The sequence below is a fragment of the Pseudomonas sp. NPDC087336 genome (assembly GCF_044744285.1).
GTDB lineage: Bacteria > Pseudomonadota > Gammaproteobacteria > Pseudomonadales > Pseudomonadaceae > Aquipseudomonas.
This window is the reverse complement of record NZ_JBIUYA010000012.1, coordinates 130,729-150,948: the sequence shown is the minus strand read 5'-3', so window position 1 is coordinate 150,948 and position 20,220 is coordinate 130,729. Positions and strand designations below refer to the sequence as shown.

The 20,220-nt window shown below is 60.6% G+C and carries 19 protein-coding genes and 1 pseudogene; 14 read left to right on the top strand and 6 right to left on the bottom strand.

What is annotated here, in order from left to right; all coding sequences use genetic code 11:
• Positions 1 to 47 precede the first annotated feature (47 nt).
• Positions 48 to 503, top strand: a complete 456-nt coding sequence (locus tag ACIO0C_RS14545) for a DUF721 domain-containing protein (protein ID WP_401313095.1) — start codon at positions 48 to 50, stop codon at positions 501 to 503.
• 26 nt (positions 504 to 529) lie between these two features.
• Here the strand turns inward: ACIO0C_RS14545 and ACIO0C_RS14540 are convergent, their stop codons facing one another.
• On the bottom strand, positions 530 to 2,017 hold the full coding sequence (locus tag ACIO0C_RS14540; RefSeq protein ID WP_401313093.1) for a helicase HerA-like domain-containing protein: 1,488 nt from the start codon (positions 2,015 to 2,017) through the stop codon (positions 530 to 532).
• A 189-nt stretch (positions 2,018 to 2,206) separates the two neighbouring features.
• Here ACIO0C_RS14540 and ACIO0C_RS14535 point away from each other — a divergent pair.
• The 5 genes and pseudogenes from ACIO0C_RS14535 to ACIO0C_RS14515 form a co-directional block, all read left to right on the top strand.
• Positions 2,207 to 3,238, top strand: a pseudogene (locus ACIO0C_RS14535) (cache domain-containing protein); the annotation flags it as partial.
• Between the two features lie 93 nt (positions 3,239 to 3,331).
• Complete coding sequence (locus tag ACIO0C_RS14530; protein WP_401313163.1) at positions 3,332 to 4,096, top strand: methyl-accepting chemotaxis protein; 765 nt, start codon at positions 3,332 to 3,334, stop codon at positions 4,094 to 4,096.
• A 133-nt stretch (positions 4,097 to 4,229) separates the two neighbouring features.
• A complete protein-coding gene (locus tag ACIO0C_RS14525; RefSeq protein WP_401313090.1) occupies positions 4,230 to 5,351 on the top strand; it encodes a glycosyltransferase family 4 protein in 1,122 nt (373 codons plus the stop codon).
• Complete coding sequence (locus ACIO0C_RS14520) at positions 5,344 to 6,120, top strand: DUF2334 domain-containing protein (RefSeq protein ID WP_401313088.1); 777 nt, start codon at positions 5,344 to 5,346, stop codon at positions 6,118 to 6,120. The genes ACIO0C_RS14525 and ACIO0C_RS14520 overlap by 8 nt, the downstream gene beginning before the upstream one ends.
• Positions 6,117 to 7,112 (top strand): YbhN family protein, encoded by a 996-nt coding sequence (locus ACIO0C_RS14515; RefSeq protein ID WP_401313086.1) that lies wholly within the window; start codon positions 6,117 to 6,119, stop codon positions 7,110 to 7,112. Before ACIO0C_RS14520 ends, ACIO0C_RS14515 begins: the two co-directional genes overlap by 4 nt.
• On the opposite strand, the gene ACIO0C_RS14510 is transcribed toward ACIO0C_RS14515, so the two are convergent.
• Together ACIO0C_RS14510 and purU are read right to left on the bottom strand one after the other, a co-directional pair.
• Positions 7,090 to 7,311: a hypothetical protein gene (locus tag ACIO0C_RS14510; protein WP_401313083.1), complete on the bottom strand. Its 222-nt coding sequence runs from the start codon at positions 7,309 to 7,311 to the stop codon at positions 7,090 to 7,092. The two genes, ACIO0C_RS14515 and ACIO0C_RS14510, sit on opposite strands and share 23 nt — an antisense overlap.
• A gap of 86 nt (positions 7,312 to 7,397) precedes the next feature.
• Entirely contained in the window at positions 7,398 to 8,246 is an 849-nt protein-coding gene (gene purU / locus ACIO0C_RS14505; RefSeq protein WP_008058682.1) for a formyltetrahydrofolate deformylase, read from the bottom strand.
• A 337-nt stretch (positions 8,247 to 8,583) separates the two neighbouring features.
• On the opposite strand from purU, the gene mvaT reads away from it, so the two are divergent.
• The gene (gene mvaT, locus ACIO0C_RS14500; protein ID WP_008058684.1) at positions 8,584 to 8,961 is read left to right on the top strand and encodes a histone-like nucleoid-structuring protein MvaT; all 378 of its coding nucleotides are present in this window, start codon (positions 8,584 to 8,586) and stop codon (positions 8,959 to 8,961) included.
• Between the two features lie 98 nt (positions 8,962 to 9,059).
• On the opposite strand, the gene sbcB is transcribed toward mvaT, so the two are convergent.
• Positions 9,060 to 10,490, bottom strand: coding sequence for an exodeoxyribonuclease I (sbcB, locus tag ACIO0C_RS14495; RefSeq protein ID WP_401313079.1), 1,431 nt, complete (start codon positions 10,488 to 10,490; stop codon positions 9,060 to 9,062).
• Between the two features lie 183 nt (positions 10,491 to 10,673).
• Between sbcB and ACIO0C_RS14490 the strand changes: the two genes are divergently transcribed.
• The 6 genes from ACIO0C_RS14490 to ACIO0C_RS14465 are packed head-to-tail and all read left to right on the top strand — an operon-like array spanning position 10,674 to position 17,384.
• Complete coding sequence (locus ACIO0C_RS14490; RefSeq protein ID WP_401313076.1) at positions 10,674 to 11,399, top strand: RDD family protein; 726 nt, start codon at positions 10,674 to 10,676, stop codon at positions 11,397 to 11,399.
• Positions 11,396 to 12,373, top strand: coding sequence for a stage II sporulation protein M (locus tag ACIO0C_RS14485; protein ID WP_401313074.1), 978 nt, complete (start codon positions 11,396 to 11,398; stop codon positions 12,371 to 12,373). Before ACIO0C_RS14490 ends, ACIO0C_RS14485 begins: the two co-directional genes overlap by 4 nt.
• Positions 12,360 to 13,898: a DUF4129 domain-containing protein gene (locus ACIO0C_RS14480; protein ID WP_401313071.1), complete on the top strand. Its 1,539-nt coding sequence runs from the start codon at positions 12,360 to 12,362 to the stop codon at positions 13,896 to 13,898. The genes ACIO0C_RS14485 and ACIO0C_RS14480 overlap by 14 nt, the downstream gene beginning before the upstream one ends.
• Positions 13,895 to 15,058 carry a DUF4350 domain-containing protein gene (locus ACIO0C_RS14475; RefSeq protein ID WP_401313069.1) on the top strand — a complete coding sequence of 388 codons (1,164 nt, stop codon included), beginning with the start codon at positions 13,895 to 13,897 and terminating at the stop codon, positions 15,056 to 15,058. The genes ACIO0C_RS14480 and ACIO0C_RS14475 overlap by 4 nt, the downstream gene beginning before the upstream one ends.
• A complete protein-coding gene (locus tag ACIO0C_RS14470) occupies positions 15,055 to 16,056 on the top strand; it encodes an AAA family ATPase (RefSeq protein ID WP_401313066.1) in 1,002 nt (333 codons plus the stop codon). Before ACIO0C_RS14475 ends, ACIO0C_RS14470 begins: the two co-directional genes overlap by 4 nt.
• Positions 16,053 to 17,384, top strand: coding sequence for a DUF58 domain-containing protein (locus tag ACIO0C_RS14465; RefSeq protein WP_401313063.1), 1,332 nt, complete (start codon positions 16,053 to 16,055; stop codon positions 17,382 to 17,384). The genes ACIO0C_RS14470 and ACIO0C_RS14465 overlap by 4 nt, the downstream gene beginning before the upstream one ends.
• 30 nt (positions 17,385 to 17,414) lie before the next feature.
• Here ACIO0C_RS14465 and ACIO0C_RS14460 read toward each other — a convergent pair whose 3' ends face one another.
• Both ACIO0C_RS14460 and ACIO0C_RS14455 read right to left on the bottom strand, forming a co-directional pair.
• Entirely contained in the window at positions 17,415 to 17,774 is a 360-nt protein-coding gene (locus tag ACIO0C_RS14460) for a PilZ domain-containing protein (protein WP_401313061.1), read from the bottom strand.
• A gap of 240 nt (positions 17,775 to 18,014) precedes the next feature.
• Positions 18,015 to 18,389 carry a tol-pal system YbgF family protein gene (locus tag ACIO0C_RS14455; protein WP_401313058.1) on the bottom strand — a complete coding sequence of 125 codons (375 nt, stop codon included), beginning with the start codon at positions 18,387 to 18,389 and terminating at the stop codon, positions 18,015 to 18,017.
• 172 nt (positions 18,390 to 18,561) lie between these two features.
• On the opposite strand from ACIO0C_RS14455, the gene pyk reads away from it, so the two are divergent.
• Positions 18,562 to 20,013 carry a pyruvate kinase gene (gene pyk / locus ACIO0C_RS14450; protein WP_008058696.1) on the top strand — a complete coding sequence of 484 codons (1,452 nt, stop codon included), beginning with the start codon at positions 18,562 to 18,564 and terminating at the stop codon, positions 20,011 to 20,013.
• Positions 20,014 to 20,220: the final 207 nt, after the last annotated feature.

The following is a 20,220-nucleotide window of genomic DNA, read 5'->3' as shown; positions in this document are numbered from 1 at the left end:
GGTGCTTTCTGCTAACATGGCGGCTCTGTTACTTCAGGTGTCTGATCATGGCATTTCGCCCTCTTACGGCCAGAGCACCCGCCGTTCTGCTTCGCGAAGCCAAGCCGCTCAAGGCCATTCTCGGCCACGCTCAACGCCTGGGCCATTTGCAACGTTTGCTCGAAAGCCAGTTGCAGCCCGCCGCGCGCGCGCATTGCCACGTGGCGTCCTGGCGCGAAGGCAGTTTGTTGCTGATTGTCACCGACGGTCATTGGGCCACCCGCCTGCGCTACCAGCAAAAACGCCTGCAACGGCAACTGCAGATGTTCGACGAGTTCGCCAACCTCACGCGAATCCTGTTCAAGGTGCAACCGCCCACCGTCCAACAAGGTGCGGCGGGGCATACCATGGATTTATCCAATGATGCGGCCGCGACGATCCAGGCTACGGCCGACGGGATCAACGATCCGAACTTGCGGGCAGCGTTGGAGCGCCTGGCGGCGCACGCCAAGTCCAAGGCCTGAAAAGCCAGATCAAAGGATCGCAGCCTTTAGCGGCGTTTGCTGCCACCCAGCAATGACCCCATCAACCCGCGCACCAATTGCCGCCCCAACTGATTGGCCGCCTGTCGCATCGCCGATTTCAGTGCCTGCCCCGCCGCCGTGCCGAGAAACTCTCCGGCCTGCTCGGTAAAGCTCGGGTCCTGCGCCGCCGGTTTTGCCGGTGCCGCTTCAGGCTCGGGGGCCAGCCCCTTGCGCCCCATCAGCACTTCATAGGCCGATTCACGATCGATCGGTTTGTCATATCGCCCCTTGCACGGCGAACCGGCGATCAGCAGCGTGCGCTCCGTTTCGCTCAGCGGCCCGATGCGTGATTGCGGTGGAGCCACCAGCACGCGCTGGACCATTGCCGGTGTGCCTTTGTCCTGTAAAGTACCCACCAGCGCCTCGCCGATGCCCAGCTCGGTCAGCACCGACAGGGCGTCGAACGCCGGGTTCGGGCGAAAGCCATCGGCCACCGCCCGCAGGGATTTCTGCTCCTTGGCGGTGAACGCGCGCAAACCGTGCTGGATGCGCAGGCCCAGCTGTGCCAGCACGTCGTCGGGCAAGTCGCCCGGTGACTGGGTGACGAAATACACCCCCACGCCTTTGGAACGAATCAGCCGCACCACTTGCTCCAGTCGATCCTGCAGCGCCTTGGGTGTGCCGGCGAACAACAAATGCGCCTCGTCGAAAAACAGCGCCAGCAGCGGCTTGTCCGCATCGCCGCGTTCCGGCAGTTGCTCGAACAGCTCGGCCAGCAGCCACAACAGGAAGGTCGCGTAGACCTTCGGCGCTTCATGCACCAGACGACTGGCGTCGAGCAGGTGAATGCGTCCGCGGCCATCAGCGGTCGGTTGCAGAATGTCCTCCAGTTGCAGCGCCGGTTCACCAAACAGCGCTTCCGCGCCCTGCTGCTCCAGGGTTGCCAGGCGCCGTAACAGGGCCTGGCTGGAGCCGGTGGTCATCAGCGCCGCGTCATCACCCAGCAGTTCGGGGTTGTCCTTGAGGTGATTGAGCAGTGCCTTGAGATCCTTCAGATCCAGCAGCAACAGCCCTTCGCGGTCGGCCACCTTGAACGCGGCATACAGCGCCGACTGCTGGCTGTCGGTCAATTCCAGCAGGCTGGCCAGGAGTAACGGCCCCATTTCGCTCAATGTCGTGCGCAATGGATGACCGGACTGACCGTGTATGTCCCACAGGGTCACTGGATACGCCGCAGGCTTGTGGTTCAGCCACGGCATGCCGGCAATCCGCTCGGCGACCTTGCCCTGGGGGTTGCCGGCGGCGCCCAGGCCGCACAGGTCACCCTTGATGTCGGCGGCAAACACCGCCACGCCGGCATCGCTGAAAGCTTCGGCCATGCGCTGCAACGTGACGGTCTTGCCGGTCCCGGTAGCGCCCGCGACCAATCCGTGGCGATTCGCCAGGCGCATGGCCTGGGCGATCGGCTGCCCCGCGAGATCGGCGCCGATAACAAGTTGCAATGAATCAGGCATTTGGTCACCCATGGTTAATCTTTGGTCCTACACGGCCGATAGAAATAACGACAAAGCAGACAGACACAAATTTGTCGGACATTTCCCTTAAGGAGCGACGGAAATATCTCTTGCTTTCAACATTGCCCATCATGCGTTCCTTTATAAAAGCACGCGCTGGGCATTAAGACCTTAGCGGAACCCCAAGCCATGAACAAAAATCTGCGTTTCAGCCACAAAATCCTGCTTGCCGCCGCCCTTATCGTCATTGCCACTTTCGCCTCATTCACCCTGTATAACGACTATTTACAGCGCAATGCCATCCGCGAAAACCTGGACAACTATCTCAACGAGATGGGCGACGTCACCGCCAACAACATCCAGACCTGGCTGACCGGCCGTATCCTGCTGATCGAGAACCTCTCGCAAAACATTGCCATCAACCCGGAACAGGCCAACGTCGCCGCCCTGCTGGAACAGAAAGCCCTGACGTCGACGTTCATGGCGTCCTACCTGGGAGACGCCACCGGGCACTTCACCATTCGTCCGGATGCGAAGATGCCGGACGGTTTCGACCCACGGGTTCGGCCTTGGTACAAGGGCGCGCAAAACAGCAACACGCCAACCCTGACCGAACCCTATGTCGATGCAGCGACCGGGCAAACGATCATTTCCCTGGCCATGGCCTCGACGAAAGCCGGGCAAGGCGTCGGCGTGGTGGGCGGCGACCTTAGCCTGCAAACCTTGATCGACACCCTCAGCGCCCGGGATTTCGACGGCATGGGCTATGCCTTCCTGGTCAGCGCCGACGGCAAGATCCTGGTTCACCCGGACAAAGCCCTGGTCATGAAGTCCCTGGGCGAGGCGTACCCGCAAAATACCCCGCGCATCAGCCGCGACTTCAGTGAGATCGTGGTCGACGGCAAGACCCGCATCGTCACCTTTACCCCGATCAAAGGCCTGCCGTCGGTCAATTGGTACATCGGCCTGTCGGTGGACAAGGGCAAAGCCTTTTCGATGCTCAGCGAGTTCCGTACCTCGGCGGTGATTGCCACGGTGATCGCCGTCGCCATCATCATCGCCCTGCTGGGCATGTTGATCCGCCTGCTGATTCAGCCGCTGCACGTCATGACCCGGGCCATGGCCGACATCGCCGACGGTGAAGGTGACCTGACCAAGCGCCTGGTGATCCAGAACAACGACGAGTTCGGCAGCCTCGGCACCGCGTTCAACCGTTTCGTGGAGCGTATCCACGGTTCGATCCGCGAAGTGTCCTCGGCCACCGGCCAGGTCAACGAAGTCGCGCTGCGCGTGGTCGCCGCCTCGAACTCGTCGATGTACAACTCTGACCAGCAAGCGTCGCGCACCAACAGCGTGGCAGCGGCGATCAACCAGCTCGGTGCCGCCGCCCAGGAGATCGCCCGCAATGCCGCGCAAGCGTCGAGCCAGGCCAGCGATGCCCGAAACCTGGCCGAGGATGGCCAGCAAGTGGTGGATCGCAGCATTGCCGCCATGAATCAACTGTCGAACATGCTCAGCGCTTCGAGCAGCAACATCGAATCGCTCAACAGCAAAACCGTGAACATCGGGCAGATTCTTGAGGTGATCACCAGCATTTCCCAGCAAACCAATCTGCTGGCGCTCAACGCTGCCATCGAAGCGGCGCGGGCCGGTGAAGCCGGGCGTGGATTTGCCGTGGTGGCCGATGAAGTGCGCAACTTGGCGCATCGCACCCAGGAATCAGCGCAGCAGGTTCAGACCATGATCGAAGAATTGCAGGTTGGCGCCCGCGAGTCGGTCAGTACCATGAGCGACAGCCAGCGCCATAGCCAGGACAGCGTGGAAATCGCCAACCTGGCCGGCGAGCGCCTGAGCAGCGTGACGCAACGCATCGGCGAAATCGATGGCATGAACCAGTCAGTGGCGACCGCCACCGAGGAACAAACCGCGGTGGTCGAGTCGATCAACGTCGACATCACCGAAATCAATACCCTGAACCAGGAAGGTGTGGAAAACCTGCAATCGACGTTGCGCGCCTGTACGGACCTTGAGCAACAGGCGGCGCGGTTGAAGCAGCTGGTAGGCAGCTTCCGCATCTAGCGTTCGATCCAGCCTCTTCGCGGGCGGCGATCCGGCTGCCCGCGAAGACGATCACCCAGACACCACCCACCAAACCCCAACCGAACATCTATTCTTCACTAAGGTCAACCAAGGAGATCAACGGACCGGAGGGATGTTCATCGTGCATATCGCTGATATAACCATGTTCTACGCCCCTGCCAGCGGTGGCGTGCGTACTTATCTGGATGCCAAGCATCATCGCCTGTGCACCAGGCCCGGTATTCGCCACAGCGTGCTGATACCGGGGGCCGTTCTCAGCGAACACGATGGCATCTACACGGTTCCGGCTCCCGCCCTGCCCTTCGGCAAAGGTTATCGCTTTCCTCTGCGCCTGGCGCCCTGGCGCAATGTCCTGCAGGATCTGCAACCCGAGCTGATTGAAGTCGGCGACCCCTACCTCACCGCCTGGGCGGCCCTGGACGCCCGTCGCCAACTGGATGTGCCGGTCATCGGCTTTTATCACTCCGACCTGCCACTGCTGGCCCGCAATCGAATGGGCAACTGGGTCACGCCAAACGTCGAAGCCTATGTCAGAAAGCTCTACGGCAATTTCGATCGGGTACTGGCGCCGAGTCAGGTCATGGCCGACAAACTGACCGGCCTTGGGGTGAAGAACGTTTTCGTGCAGCCACTGGGGGTTGATCTGCAGGTGTTTCATCCCGATGCACGGGATACCGGCCTTCGGGCCGAGCTGGGCCTCGACGAAAACACGCATTTATTGATCTTCGCCGGGCGCGGCTCCAAGGAGAAGAACCTGCCGGTGCTGCTCGAATGCATGAAACGCCTGGGGCGACGCTATCACCTGCTGCTGGTCGGTTCCTCGATGCCGACCACTGTGCCGGGTAATGTCACGGTCATCGACAGATTCTGCCCTGCCCCGCAAGTGGCCCGCCTGATGGCCAGTGCCGACGCCTTGCTGCATGCCGGCGACCAGGAAACCTTTGGCCTGGTGACCCTCGAAGCCATGGCCTCTGGCATCCCGGTGGTGGCGGTGGCCGCTGGCGCCTTTGAGGAAATCATCACCGATCAATGTGGCCTGTTGTGTGCCCCCAACGACCCGTTGGCCATGGCCAACGCCGTGCGCGAACTGTTCAGCCAGGGCAGCGCAGCCCTCGGCCAGCAAGCCCGACGTCATGTCGAGCGCTATTACGCCTGGGACGCGGTGGTCAACAGTCTGCTCGGTCATTATCACGCCGTCCTCGGCAGCCAATGGCCGCGAGCCGCCAATGCTTGAACCCACGGATACGCCCGGCCTGCTGCTGGTACTGCACGATGTCGCGCCACCCACCTGGGCCGATTACCAGCCTTTTGTCGAGGCCGTCGACGCGCTTGGCGGTGTGCCGATCACCTGGCTGGTGGTGCCGGACTTCCACAAACACTACAACCTGCGAGCCCATCCGCACTTTCGTCGTCAGCTCGACGCTCGGCTCGAGCGTGGCGATGAACTGGTGCTGCACGGTTATTTTCATTGCGATGACGCGCCGAAGGCGAGCACTCCCCGCGACTGGTTCATGCGCCGGATCTACACCCATGAAGGCGAGTTCTACAGTCTGTCTCGCGATGCCGCCCTCACCCGCCTGCACGCCGGCATCGACATGTTCCAGCGCTACGATTGGCCGTTGCAGGGTTTCGTCGCGCCGGCCTGGTTGATGAGCGAAGGCACGCGCCAGGCCTTGCGGCAATTGCCGCTGAATTACACCAGCGACGCCCGCCATCTTTTTCGCTTGCCCGAGTTCACGGCGATCGATGCTCCCGGCCTGGTCTGGAGTGCGCGCAGTGCCTGGCGGCGCGGTTTATCGAAGCTGGTCAGCCAGCAACTCGAACAGCGCTGGCGAACGGCACCGGTGATTCGCTTGGGCCTGCACCCGGTGGACATGCGTCATGAGTTCTCGCGTACATACTGGCTGCAAACCCTCAAGCGCCTGCTCGATGAGGGCCGCGTGCCCATGACCAAGTCCCGTTGGCTGGCCTTGCACAGCGAGCGCATGGGGCGTGCGGCATGAGTCGCTCAATCCTGCTGTGCATCGGCCTGCTCGCCGCGGTGCTGATTCCCTGGCTCCTGGGCGGCAGCGAAACCTGGTTTCGGCTCAAGGACTTTTCACTGAGCAGCTTGCTGGTCATGTTCGGCATGATCTTGCTGTGCTGGGTGGTCAACACCCTGCGATTGCGCCTGTTGCTGGGTGATCAACGCAACAAGGTCAGCCCGCTCAAGAGCCTGGGTGTGGTAATGGCCGCCGAATTTGCCTATTGCGCCACGCCGGGTGGAAGCGGCGGGCCACTGACCATCATGGCCTTGCTGGCGCGCAACGGCGTACGACCGGCCAGGGGCAGCGCCGTGTTTGCCATGGACCAACTGAGCGATCTGTTGTTTTTCCTCTGCGCATTGACCGGGATTCTGATTTACGCGCTGTTCCAGCATCTCAGCCATCACATGGCGTGGTTGCTGATCGTCAGCGCCCTCTCGATGTTCGGTGGGCTGGTCAGTTGCGTGGTGGTGGCGCGCTATCACCGCCTGGTGATTCGTATGGGAGGCCGACTGCTGGCTCGCCTCAACGTCGAGTCCTCGACCCGCATGCGCTGGGCACGCAAACTCCTGCACTTTCTGGCGGCGTTTACCGACACCCTGAAGTTACCCCCGCAGACACTGATCACAGTGTTTGGCTTGACGTGCGTGCATTGGATCTTGCGCTACAGCGTGTTGTACCTGGCGCTGCGTGGGCTCGGCGCCGACTTGCAGTGGGCCTGGAGCTTTCTGATCCAGATGGTTTCATTGAGTGCGGGGCAGTTCAGCCTGTTGCCAGGCGGCGCCGGGGCGGCTGAATTGACTTCAGCGGCACTGCTGGCCCCCATGGTGGGTAAATCCACGGCGGCGGCCGCCATTCTGATCTGGCGGGCGGTGACCTATTACTTCTATTTGCTGGTGGGAGGGCCGGTGTTTTTGCTGATGCTGGGCCGGCCGCTACTCAAGAAGCTTATGAAGAGCGTGTATCTGTAGGAGCCGGCTTGCCGGCGAAGGCGTCCTCAAGCATTGCGTTGGTCTTTCTGCCGCCTTCGCTGGCAAGCCAGCTCCTACAGGCCTCCGGAAACTCCGTGCCGTCTTCAGGGCTCAACTCATCGGGATCGAAACGGCTCAAACAACCCTCACCCAAGGTGGCGGGTGCCTTGGAGGTGGCTTTGTCCAGTGGATCGGCCATGGTCATGTCCTCGGTGCAGAAACGGCGAAGGGCCTGTAGCGATTGAACGCCCAGGCCCTTCGAATTTCAACCGTGCCGTGCAGCGATCAGAACACCACGGTTTTGTTGCCGTGTACCAGCACCCGGTCTTCCAGGTGGTAACGCAGACCACGGGCCAGTACCATTTTCTCGACATCACGACCGAAACGCACCATGTCTTCGATGCTGTCGCTGTGGCTGACGCGCACCACGTCCTGCTCGATGATCGGGCCGGCGTCCAGTTCTTCGGTCACATAGTGGCAAGTAGCGCCAATCAGCTTTACCCCGCGCAGGGAAGCCTGATGGTACGGCTTGGCGCCGACGAACGACGGCAGGAAGCTGTGGTGGATGTTGATGACCTTGTGCGCATATTCACGGCACAGCTCAGGCGGCAGGATTTGCATGTAGCGGGCCAATACCACCACTTCGGCATCATGCTGCTTGACCAGGCGCGAGACCTCGGCAAATGCCGGTTCCTTGTCCTGGGGATTGACCGGTACGTGGTAGTAGGGGATGCCGTGCCATTCGACCATGCTGCGCAGGTCGTCGTGGTTGGAAATCACGCAGGCGATTTCACAATCCAGTTCATCGCTGTGCCAGCGATGCAGCAAGTCGGCGAGGCAGTGAGACTCGCGGCTGGCCATCAGCACCACGCGCTTTTTCTGCTCGGTATCGGTGATGCGCCAGTCCATCGAGAACTCTTCGGCAATCGGCGCAAAGGCTTCGCGCAAGGCGTCGATCCCGAAAGGCAGCGAGTCGGCACGAATTTCGTGACGCATGAAGAACCAGCCACTCAGATTGTCCGAGTGGTGGCTCGCTTCAGTGATCCAGCCGTTATGTGACGCCAGAAAGTTACTGACTTTGGCAACGATGCCGACGCGGTCCGGGCAAGAAATCACCAGCCGAAAAGTGCGCATGAGGGGGAAACTCCAGAACTTCGCAAAGGCGGCCATTCTAGCGATTGCGCAGCAAAACTGCAGTATTGATGAAGCGCTGCCTTCCCGATGGCCCGCGCCAAAGGTCCGCGCAGCACCACAGAGACGCCCGGCATACTATACTTGGCCATCGACCAGCATTGGTTTGTAAATATCTGTAGCGCCGGGCTGCACATTATTTAACTACGCTTCCAATGCGTGCTGAATTCACTGGAATTTAATTAAATAAACTCAGGTTTAATGTTTACTTGATGAAACAGCCTGACTATTATTGCCGCACTGTCACCTGCCATCCAGCGCCCTACATAAGGTAGTAATCATGTCCTTGATCAACGAATATCGCGCCACCGAAGAAGCTATCAAAGAGCTGCAAGCTCGTTTGAAGAATCTGTCCCAAGACGACAAACTGCAGACCGAGCTGGAATTCGAAGGCAAACTGCGCACTCTGATGGGCGAATACTCCAAATCCCTGCGCGACATCATCGCGCTGCTGGATCCAGAAGCCAAAACCAAAGCACCACGTGGCGGCGCAGTAAAAACTACTGGCACCAAGCGTGCTCGCAAAGTTAAACAATACAAAAACCCGCACAACGGCGAAGTCATCGAAACCAAAGGTGGCAACCACAAAACTCTGAAAGAGTGGAAAGCCAAGTGGGGCGGTGACGTGGTTGAAGGCTGGGCTACCCTGCTGGGCTAAGCTTGCGCGCCTGTCGCAGATCGATTGCGACACAAAAAACGCCAGCACACGCTGGCGTTTTTTTATGCCCGGAGTTTAGCCCCGGGACATTTTCGATTTCAAAGATTCAAACGTTTGCGTAAATCCTGAACATATTCCTGCCAATCATTGAGTACCGCCTGCTGCGACGATGTCGCTGTAAGGGCCAACTGGGCTGCGGCGTCTGCGAAACTATCCAGGGTATTGGGCGCGCCCCATTCAGGCACTGACAGACGTTTCTGACAGAATATTCGCCAGCGTTCTTGCTCGTCGAGACTCAAGGTATCGGGGAAGTTACGCGCTCGATATCGAAACAATAGCTCTGGCAAACGTTCGTCATCGAAAGGCCATTGCTCTTGCGCCAATTGCAGCGGGTCGACTGTTCTGACTTGCTCGCATAGACGCCGGTCACGGTCGCCGATAAATCCATCGTATAACTGTTGTTCAGGATCCTCGCTCGAAGAGAAATCTTCCCGGGCATAAATCGCCAGAACTTTAGCTTGCCAATCTTGCTGCGCGTCACTTAGCCGCAGTGCACGTTGCTGATAAAGCGCAACATCCATTCCCAGGCGCAGCTGATCTTCAGGACGAAGAACCGATAACGGCGCCACCACGGGGCATTTATTGATGTGGATAAGCTTGAGCGGTACTGGCAACTCACCTTCTGCCAAGTCTTCGCGGCGGGTATACAAGCGCTGGCGCAAGGTTTCGGCATCGAGATCGAACAACCCCTGCGGGTCGAGGTGCAGGTCGCAAACAATCAGTGCGTTCTTGTTGCGTGGGTGCCAGGCCAGGGGCAACACCACGCCGACATAGTTGCGCGCCGCAGAAAAGCGCCCCGAAACATGCACCATGGGTTGCAGCAAGCGCACCTGGTCCAGAACCTTTTGCTTACTGCGAAGCTGAAACAACCAGTCATACAACTTCGGCTGTTTTTCCCGAATCAGGCGCGCCAGGGCGATCGTGGCGCGAACGTCCGACAGCGCTTCGTGGGCGTTGCCATGATCGAGGCCGTTGGCGGCGGTCAGGCGTTCGAGCTTGAGCGTCACCCGCCCCTCATCGTCTGTCGGCCAAACAAGGCCATCGGGGCGCAAGGCATAGGCCGCACGCACGACATCGATCAGGTCCCAACGACTGTTACCGCCCTGCCATTCCCGCGCATAAGGGTCGAAAAAATTGCGGTACAGACTGTAGCGGGTCATCTCATCATCGAAGCGCAGCGTGTTGTACCCCGCACCGCAGGTACCCGGCGCCGCCAGTTGGGCATGGACGCGGGTCATGAAATCCGCTTCGCTCAACCCGTCCTCGGCCAGTCGGACGGGCGTGATGCCGGTGATTGCGCAGGCCGCGGGATGCGGCAGGATGTCATCGCTGGGCCGGCAAAAGAGGTTCACCGGCTCGTCGATTTCATTGAGCTCGAAGTCCGTACGCAACCCCGCCATTTGCAGCGGGCGGTCGCAACGGGGATTGATACCCGTCGTTTCGTAGTCGTACCAGAAGATGGAGGTCACGGGCTATTCCTGAACTGAAGATTGGCGAAGTCTAGGCGTTCCCGTCCCGCTCCGGCCAGCGATCGTGCCATTCAATCATCCCTGGCCACGCAATGTGCAATACATACTTATGTCGTTTTTCCCGGCGAGGCTGCTAGCATCGGGTGTAGAGACAAACCGACCAGGCCACACCCTCAGGTGCCCATGCTCGACGCCACAGCACTGCCACGCAAAGCGCCGCTGCCCCCACCACTGGACACGCGGTATCAGGTCGAAACGCCCGAGGGCATAGACTTGCCACTGCGCCCGGCCGGATTGATCGTGCGCGCATTGGCGTTTTCCATCGACCTGGTGTTGCGCGGGTTGATCCTGGGCCTTCTGTTCATTGCCCTGGCGATGCTCGGAAAACTCGGTGCGGGGCTGGGTTCGATCCTGCTCTTCGGTGTGAGCTGGTGGTACATGGTGCTGTTTGAAGTCTTCAACCAGGGGCGTTCACCGGGCAAGCAATGGATGGGCCTGCGTGTCATTCAGGACGATGGCACGCCCGTTGGCTGGTCCGCGTCACTGTTGCGCAACCTGCTGCGATTTGTCGACATGTTGCCGTTCGGCTACTTTCTCGGCGCGATCAGTTGCCTGCAACACCCTAACTTCAAGCGCCTCGGTGACCTGGCCGCCGGCACGCTGGTGGTCTACCGCGAGCAGCCGCTCACCCGTCCACAGCTTCCACCCTCGCAACCCCATCGCCCACCCTTTGCCCTGACACTGACCGAGCAACGCGCCATCCTCGGGTTTGCCGAACGCCAGTCAGGACTGTCCGACGCCAGGGCCAATGAACTCGCCTCGATCCTCGCGCGCGCCTTACAGGTTCCAGCTCCCCGTGCCGTGGCCGAACTCAACGGCATCGCCCACGGCTTGTTGGGTCCGCCATGAAACAAAGCCTTTTCGAACATCGGCACATGGCCGAATGGGAGCAGTTTTCCCTCATGCTGGACAGGCTGGAACGCGACAGAAAAGCTGATGGGGCCGGCAATTTCCCGGCCGACTATCGGCGCATCTGCCAACACCTGGCCCTGGCCCGGGAGCGCGGTTACAGCAGCTTCCTGATCGACTCATTGCAACAACAGGTATTGCGCGGACATCAGCAGCTCTATCGACATCGCAGTCAGCTGGGGGCCCATGCGCTGGGTTTCATCCTGGCCGGTTTCCCCCGGCTGGTACGCGAACAATGGCGCTTCGTGCTCGCCGCCAGCCTGATGTTTTTCGGTAGCCTTTTCGTGATTGCAGGCCTGGTGTATCTGTTCCCGGACCTGGTCTACAACCTGATTCCGGCCGATCAGGTCAGCGACATGCAAAGTATGTACGACCCCGACGCCGGTCACCTGGGGCGCTCGATGGAGCGCGCAGCCAGTGAAGACTGGGCGATGTTCGGCTACTACATCATGCACAACATCGGGATCGCCTTTCAGACTTATGCCAGCGGATTGCTGTTTGGCCTGGGCAGCGCGTTTTTCCTGGTTTTCAACGGTTTGATGATCGGCGCGGTGGCCGGGCACCTGACGCATATTGGCTACGGGCAAAGCTTCTGGTCATTCGTGGTCGGCCACGGTGCCTTTGAATTGACCGCCATAGCCCTGGCAGGTGCCGCGGGCCTGCAACTGGGCTGGGCGTTGATTGCACCGGGACGCCTGCCCCGTGCCGAAGCCTTGCGCCTGGCGGCCGGCAAGAGCGTGCTGCTGATTTGTGGCGTGATGCTGTTTCTGCTGATTGCGGCATTTATCGAAGCCTACTGGTCGTCGATGACAACCCCGGCGCCCCTGACCAAATACCTGGTCGGTGCGGCCCTCTGGGTGCTGGTGGTGGTTTACCTGCTATTCGCCGGACGGACCCGCCATGCGCCTGAGTGACACCACCGTGATCATTCGCCCAAGACCGACCTGGGAAGCCATGGACCTCGGTGTGCTGTTGAGCCAGCGTCACCGGCGCCTGCTGATGAGCAGTTGGGCCATCGTCACCTTGCCGGTTTTCGCGCTGCTCACCTGGTTGCTGTGGGATTCGCCGACCCTGGCCGTGTTCATCTTCTGGTGGCTGAAACCGGCCTTCGAGCGCTTGCCGTTGTACATCCTTTCCAAAGCCATCTTCGGGGAAACACCCACCCTCAAGCAGGCGCTTTGCCAGTGGCCCCGGTTGCTCAAGCCGCAACTGCTGGCCAGCCTGACCTGGCGACGCCTGAGCCTGAGTCGCAGCTTCGTGCTGCCCGTGTTGCAGCTCGAAGGCCTGAGCGGTGATGCGCGCCAACAGCGATTACAGGTGTTGTTGCAGCGTGACGCCAGCGCGGCACGCTGGCTGACCGTGATCGGTGCTCATCTGGAAGGCGCGTTATGGATCGGTTTGATGGTGCTGTTTTATCTGCTGCTGCCGCAACAGGTCGCCCTCGACTGGAGCTGGCAGTCGCTGATCAGCGCCGCGACGCAGGAATGGCACTGGCTGGAGCACCTGTCCAACGGTTTCTACGTCCTGGTACTGGTGGTTTGGGAACCGGTCTACGTGGCCGCTGGCTTCAGCCTGTATCTGAACCGACGCACCGCACTCGAAGCCTGGGATATCGAGCTGGTGTTTCGCCGCCTGTCCCAGCGTTTGAGCGGAGCAACCCTTGCCCTGTTGATGGCAGCAACCTTGCTGCTACCGACTGCACCAACCGCCTGGGCGACCCCTGCAACGCCCGACAGCCCGCGCTTGCTGGAGCAACCACTGACCAGCCAGGCGTCCCAGGACAGCATCAAGGCCATTCTCGATCAGCCACCGTTCAAGAACAGGGAAACCGTCACCCGCTATCGATTCGGCGAAAACCAGGCCGCCGACGAACGCGCGGACGAAGACAACACACCTCAATGGCTGAAAGCTCTGCTCCGGATGTTTGACAACCAGCACTTCGGCGCATTGGCCACGCTGATCGAAGTTGTGCTGTGGTCAACCGTGATCACCGCCATCGGGGTCTTGATCTGGTACTACCGCGAGTGGTTGCAGGCGTTCGTCAGCCGTCGCCCGCGCTCCGCTGAAAAAGCCCCGCATCCGCCCGCCCCGCAGGCCTTTGGCCTGGACCTCAGCCGCGAGACCCTGCCTCCAGATATCGCTGCCAGTGCTGAAAGCCTCTGGCAAAGCAACCCGCGAGCAGCGCTTGGGTTGCTCTATCGCGCCCTGCTCAGCCGTCTGTTGCACGACTTCGACATACCGCTCAAAGCCGCCGACACCGAAGGCCAGGTACTGGAACGCATCAAGCAACTGCAGCAACCGGCACTGTTGGCCTTCAGCGAGGACCTGACCGCGCACTGGCAAAACATGGCCTACGGGCACCGCCTGCCGCCCGCACAAGTGCAGCGCGAACTGTGCGACGCCTGGCGCAGCGTATTTGGCCCGGGAATCGTCCGATGAACCGGCACACCTGGCCGATCGTCAGCGCAGTGGGCGCTGTGCTGCTGGCTGCGCTGATGACTTATCTGTACTTGAAGGCAACGCCCTATACGGTCGAAATCGATCACGGCCCTTCGCCTGAAGCCGTGGCCAATCCCTACCTGGCCGCCGAGCTTTTTCTGCGCAAGCAGGGCCTGAGTGTCAGCCACGCCAACAGCCTCGATATCCTGCCAACCCTGGCACCAGAGCATCACAGCCTGTTGATGTTCGGCGACCGCTACAACATGACGCCCAGGCAGATCGATCAATTGCTGAACTGGACCCGGGCCGGCGGGCGCCTGCTGTTCGTTGCCCAGTCGCTGTGGGATGAAAGGACCGGGCAAAGCAATGATCTGTTGCTGGATCGGGTGCAACTGCAGCAATCGCTGAGCAAAGACCTCAAGGACCCGCTACCCGGCACCCCGGATGATCCCTACCCGCAACTGACCAAGCTTTACCTGGAAAATGAAGACGCACCGGCCTACGCCGGCTTCGATACCGCGTTCCATCTCGAAGACCCGAAAAACCTCGCACAGGCCTGGGCCAACAGTGCCAAGGCCACCCATATGATGCAACTCAAGCACGGGCTCGGCTCGATCATCGTGGTGACCGACGCCGACCTGTGGAAAAACCCGGCCATCGATCATTACGACAACGCCTGGCTGCTCTGGTACCTGGCTGCCGATACCGGTGTGACCCTGCTGTTCAACACCGAGCACGACAGCTTGCTGACACTGCTGCTGCGCTATTTCCCCCAGGCGTTGGTCGCCTTGGTCGCCCTGATCGGCCTGACTTGCTGGCACTTCGGCATGCGCCAAGGCCCACTGCTGGAGCCGCAGGTTAAAGCCCGCCGCCAACTGCAGGAACACCTGCGTGCCAGCGCCGATTTCATGTTGCGGCACAATGGCCAGGACCGCCTGCTGCAGGCCTTGCAGCAAGACATACTGCGCCGCGTGAGACATCGTCATCCTGGCTATGAACAACTCGATATCGCCGAACAATGGCTAGTGCTCACCCGCCTGAGCGGCCAACCCACGGACGCGATCAGCCAAGCCATGGGCCCGCGGTCGAAACAGCGGCTTTCCAGTGCTGAATTCAGCCGCCAGGTCGCCCGCCTGCAAACCTTGAGGAATGCGTTATGAGTCAACCGATCGAGCCCGATGCAATCGACCACGCCACCCGGCAACGCCAGCGCGCCTGCCAGTTGGCCCAGGCGGTGCGCCAGGAACTGCAAAAAGCCGTGATCGGCCAGGACACGGTCATCGACGACGTTCTCACCGCCCTGCTTGCCGGCGGCCATGTATTGCTCGAAGGCGTGCCGGGTCTGGGCAAGACATTGCTGGTCAGGGCGCTGGCCCGCTGTTTCGGCGGCGAGTTCGCGCGCATCCAGTTCACGCCGGACCTGATGCCCAGCGATGTCACCGGGCATGCGGTGTACGACTTGCAGACCGAGCAATTCAAACTGCGCAAGGGACCGTTGTTCACCAACCTGCTGCTCGCCGACGAGATCAACCGTGCCCCGGCAAAAACCCAGGCCGCGCTGCTCGAAGCCATGCAGGAACGCCAAGTCACCCTTGAAGGCCGCGCCCTGCCCATCGCGCAGCCGTTCATGGTGCTCGCCACGCAAAACCCCATCGAACAGGAAGGCACATACCCGTTGCCGGAAGCCGAACTCGATCGCTTCATGCTTAAGGTGCGCATGGACTACCCCGACGCCGAGCAGGAGTTGGACATGGTGCGTCAGGTCAGCCGCTCGACCCGGGCCGACATGCTCGATGTGCAACCGCTGCGCACAGTGCTACAAGCCAAGGAGGTACTCGTGTTGCAGCGCATCGCCAGTGATTTGCCACTGGACGACCAGGTCCTCGACTACGCCGTACGCCTGGCTCGCACCACCCGCAGCTGGCCCGGCCTGACCCTCGGTGCCGGGCCTCGTGCGTCCATTGCGCTGGTGCGCTGCGCCAGGGCGCGGACCTTGTTGCGCGGCGGTGAGTTTGTGATCCCGGACGACATAAAAGGCTGCGCCCTGGCCGTGCTGCGCCATCGCGTGCGCATCGCACCAGAACTGGACATCGAAGGGCTGGACGTCGATCAGGTACTACGGCAACTGCTCGATCAAGTACCGGCGCCACGGCTGTGAAACCCTCGCGCCTGCTGCTGGTCTGGCTCGCAATCCTGCTGGTCATCGGTATCTTTCTGGGTGCATTGCGCGCACTGGACATCGCCGTTCCATCAACGCTGTTCTCGATCAACTGGGGCTTGCTACTGGCCCTCCTGGCCCTGGCGATGCTCGACGCCATCCGCCTCAAACGCCTGCCCTCGCCCCGGGTACAACGACAAATGCCCGGCAGCCTGGCCCTCGGCCGCTGGACTGCGGTGCGACTGCAAGTCGAGCACGACTTTCCCCTGCCACTGAACATCCAGGTCTACGACCACGTACCCGACGGGTTGAGCTTCGAGAACCTGCCCCTGTCGGTCGAACTTCAACCCGGTCAACTCAGTTACGTCGACTATCGCCTGCGCCCGCTCAAGCGCGGCCACTTCAGCTTCGAGAACTGCGAAATCAGCCTGCCCAGCCCATTGGGTCTATGGCTCGGCAAACGCCTGCTGAGCGTGTTCGACAATACCCGCGTCTACCCCGATTTCGCCCGACTCTACGGCGGCCAATTGCTGGCGGTGGATAACTGGCTCAGCCAACTCGGCGTACGCCAGCGCCAACGACGCGGCCTGGGCCTGGAGTTTCATCAGCTACGGGAATTTCGCGAAGGCGACAGCCTGCGCCAGATCGACTGGAAAGCCACCGCCCGCCAACGCACGCCGATTGCCCGGGAGTACCAGGACGAGCGCGACCAACAGATCATCTTCATGCTCGATTGCGGTCGACGCATGCGCAGCCAGGACGGCGAACTGGCGCACTTCGATCACGCGCTCAATGCCTGCCTGTTGCTGAGCTACGTCGCGCTGCGCCAGGGGGATGCCGTAGGCCTCTGCACCTTTGCCAGCGATCACCCGCGTTACCTCGCCCCGGTGAAAGGCGCTGGCCAGCTGAACGTGTTGCTCAACGCGGTTTACGACCTGAACAGCACTCAACGTAGCGCCGATTATCAAGCGGCTACCACCCAACTACTGTCTCGGCAGAAACGGCGGGCGCTGTTGCTGCTGGTGACCAACCTGCGCGACGAAGACGATGAAGAACTGCTCACTGCCGTCAAGCGCTTGAGCCAGCAGCATCAAGTGTTGGTCGCAAGCTTGCGTGAAAACGTCCTGGATACCACGCGAGTATTGCCGGTGCACACCTTGTCAGAGGCGCTGGTCTATTGCGGGACCGTCGAATATCTGAATTCGCGCGCAGCACTCCATGAACGCTTGAGCGCCCACGGAGTACCGGTAGTGGATACGCAACCTGAGGCGTTGGGCCCCGTGCTGGTCACGCGATACTTGAGCTGGAAAAAAGCAGGGACGATTTAGCGACCCCCTCCAAGCGCGATGACTGCTGCATCAAGCCGAAGCCGGCAACGGCTGAAAGCTGAAGTATTGCCTCAACGCCTCCACCAGTTGTCCATACTCCGGCGGCGCCCGTTGCAGGCTGAACCCGGCGTCATAGAAATGAGGGGTTGCGTCTTCATGGCACCACAGGCAACACGCCCGCAGGTCGATGACCTGCATGCACCCGCCGCTCCCGGGGATTTTCAGGCGCAAATCGAAATCCGCGCCGATCATCATGGGCAGCTGACTGATGAGCATCAGCCCGTCTTCGGAGACGTTGCCCAGGTAGCCAATGGGTTTGTCGGTAATGCGGTTGAACACTTTCAGAAAATACGGCAGTTGATGCCGCTCGATCCGGCGGTCAGTGAACATGCTGAATTCGCTATGACAGGCCCTTAAGCAGGGCCGCACTAATGCTTCGGAACGGGCCTGCCTCTTGTTGAATCAGGCATGGGCCGCTCTCCCCGATCCTGGTGCGGCAGTCCATGAAACGCTGCCGCTTACTCCTGCCGATCACAGGTGTTACGTCGGTTTGGAGGCAAAGCTCTAAACCGCTTCATTCGACTATAGCTCACCGTCACGGGTGAGCCAGCCATTGAATGAGAAACGTAATCAGAAGCGGGTGGGGCGCGCCGCAGCCGAACTGCGTAGCGGGTAGTGACCCAGCGCTTGCAAGGTTTCCAGGCGGGCCTGGGCGCGGTAGGCATATTCGCTTTGCGGATAGGAAGCGAGGATGAACTGGTAGGTCTGCGCCGCATCGACAAACAGTTTCTGCCGTTCCAGGCACAAACCGCGCAGCATCGACACTTCCGGCCACACATAAGGCCGCGCGCGGCTGGCGCGTTCCACTTTGGACAGCTCGAGCGTCACCTGCTCGCAATTGCCACGATCATAGGCGCTGTAGGCCAGGTTCAAATGGTGGTTCATCGACCAACGGGTGCAGCCCACTACACTGAGGGCAAGGACGGCTATGAGCACGAATCGCATGGGAGTTCTCCTGACTTGAGCTCTGTATCGACCCGTGGGTGAAAATCTTCAGGCGGCCGGTAACCAAAAGTGTTCGGTTCAATAAACAAACGAATAAGTAGTGCACATGAACAATGACTACACCCCAAGAGCATAGTAGCCTCACTCAGCGCTTGAACTCAGGAGTCTTTGCATGTCCGTCCGTCGTACCAAAATCGTCGCCACCCTTGGCCCGGCCAGTAACTCGCCGGAAGTTCTCGAACAGCTGATCCTGGCTGGCCTGGACGTCGCCCGCCTGAACTTCTCCCACGGCACCCCCGACGAGCACAAGGCTCGCGCTAAGCTGGTGCGTGACTTGGCTGCCAAGCACGGTCGCTTCGTCGCCCTGCTGGGTGACCTGCAAGGCCCGAAAATCCGTATCGCCAAATTCGCCAACAAGAAGATCGAGCTGAAGATCGGTGATCAATTCACCTTCTCCACCAGCCATCCCCTGACCGAAGGCAACCAGCAAGTGGTCGGCATCGACTACCCGGACCTGGTCAAGGACTGCGGTGTAGGCGACGAGCTGCTGCTCGATGACGGCCGTGTGGTGATGCGCGTCGATACCGCCACCGCCACCGAACTGAACTGCACCGTGACCATTGGCGGCCCGCTGTCGGACCATAAAGGCATCAACCGTCGCGGTGGTGGCCTGACGGCACCGGCCCTGACCGAGAAAGACAAGGCCGACATCAAGCTCGCTGCCGAAATGCAGGTCGACTACCTCGCCGTGTCCTTCCCGCGCGACGCCGCCGACATGGAATACGCCCGTCAACTGCGCGACGAAGCCGGCGGTACCGCCTGGCTGGTGGCGAAAATCGAACGTGCCGAAGCCGTGGCCGACGACGAAACCCTCGATGGCCTGATCAATGCCTCCGACGCCGTGATGGTGGCCCGTGGTGACTTGGGTGTGGAAATCGGCGACGCCGAACTGGTGGGTATCCAGAAGAAGATCATTCTGCACGCACGCCGCCACAACAAGGCCGTGATCGTGGCGACCCAGATGATGGAGTCGATGATCCAGAACCCGATGCCAACCCGCGCCGAAGTGTCCGACGTAGCCAACGCCGTGCTCGACTACACCGACGCCGTGATGCTCTCGGCCGAAAGTGCCGCCGGCCTGTATCCGCTGGAAGCCGTGCAAGCAATGGCGCGTATCTGCATCGGCGCTGAAAAGCACCCGACCAGCAAGACCTCCAGCCACCGCATCGGTAAAGAGTTCCAGCGCTGCGACGAGAGCATTGCACTGGCGACCATGTACACCGCCAACCACTTCCCTGGCGTAAAAGCGATCATCGCCCTGACCGAAAGCGGCTACACCCCGCTGATCATGTCGCGCATCCGTTCCTCGGTACCGATTTACGCGTTCACTCCGCACCGTGAAGCCCAGGCTCGCGCGGCAATGTTCCGTGGCGTGTACACCATTCCGTTCGATCCGGCCTCGCTGGCACCGAACGAAGTCAGCCAGAAGGCGATCGACGAGCTGGTCAAGCGCGGCGTCGTGGAGAAAGGCGACTGGGTCATCCTGACCAAGGGCGACAGCTACCACACCACCGGTGGCACCAACGGCATGAAGATCCTGCACGTTGGCGACCCGATGGTCTGAGACCTTCGCCAATAAAAATGCCCCCCAGTTAACGTTGGGGGGCATTTTTTATGACCAAAATTCATGATTTCGAGGCTACCTGATAGCATGGACAGTACTGCCATTTATGACAGTATCTTCAACACTTCTGGCTCCAGATAGTCATTGCCTGCAATCCCTGCAGAAGTTGGGGGTATACAAAGAAGAGAGCACCCATTGCATTTCGTG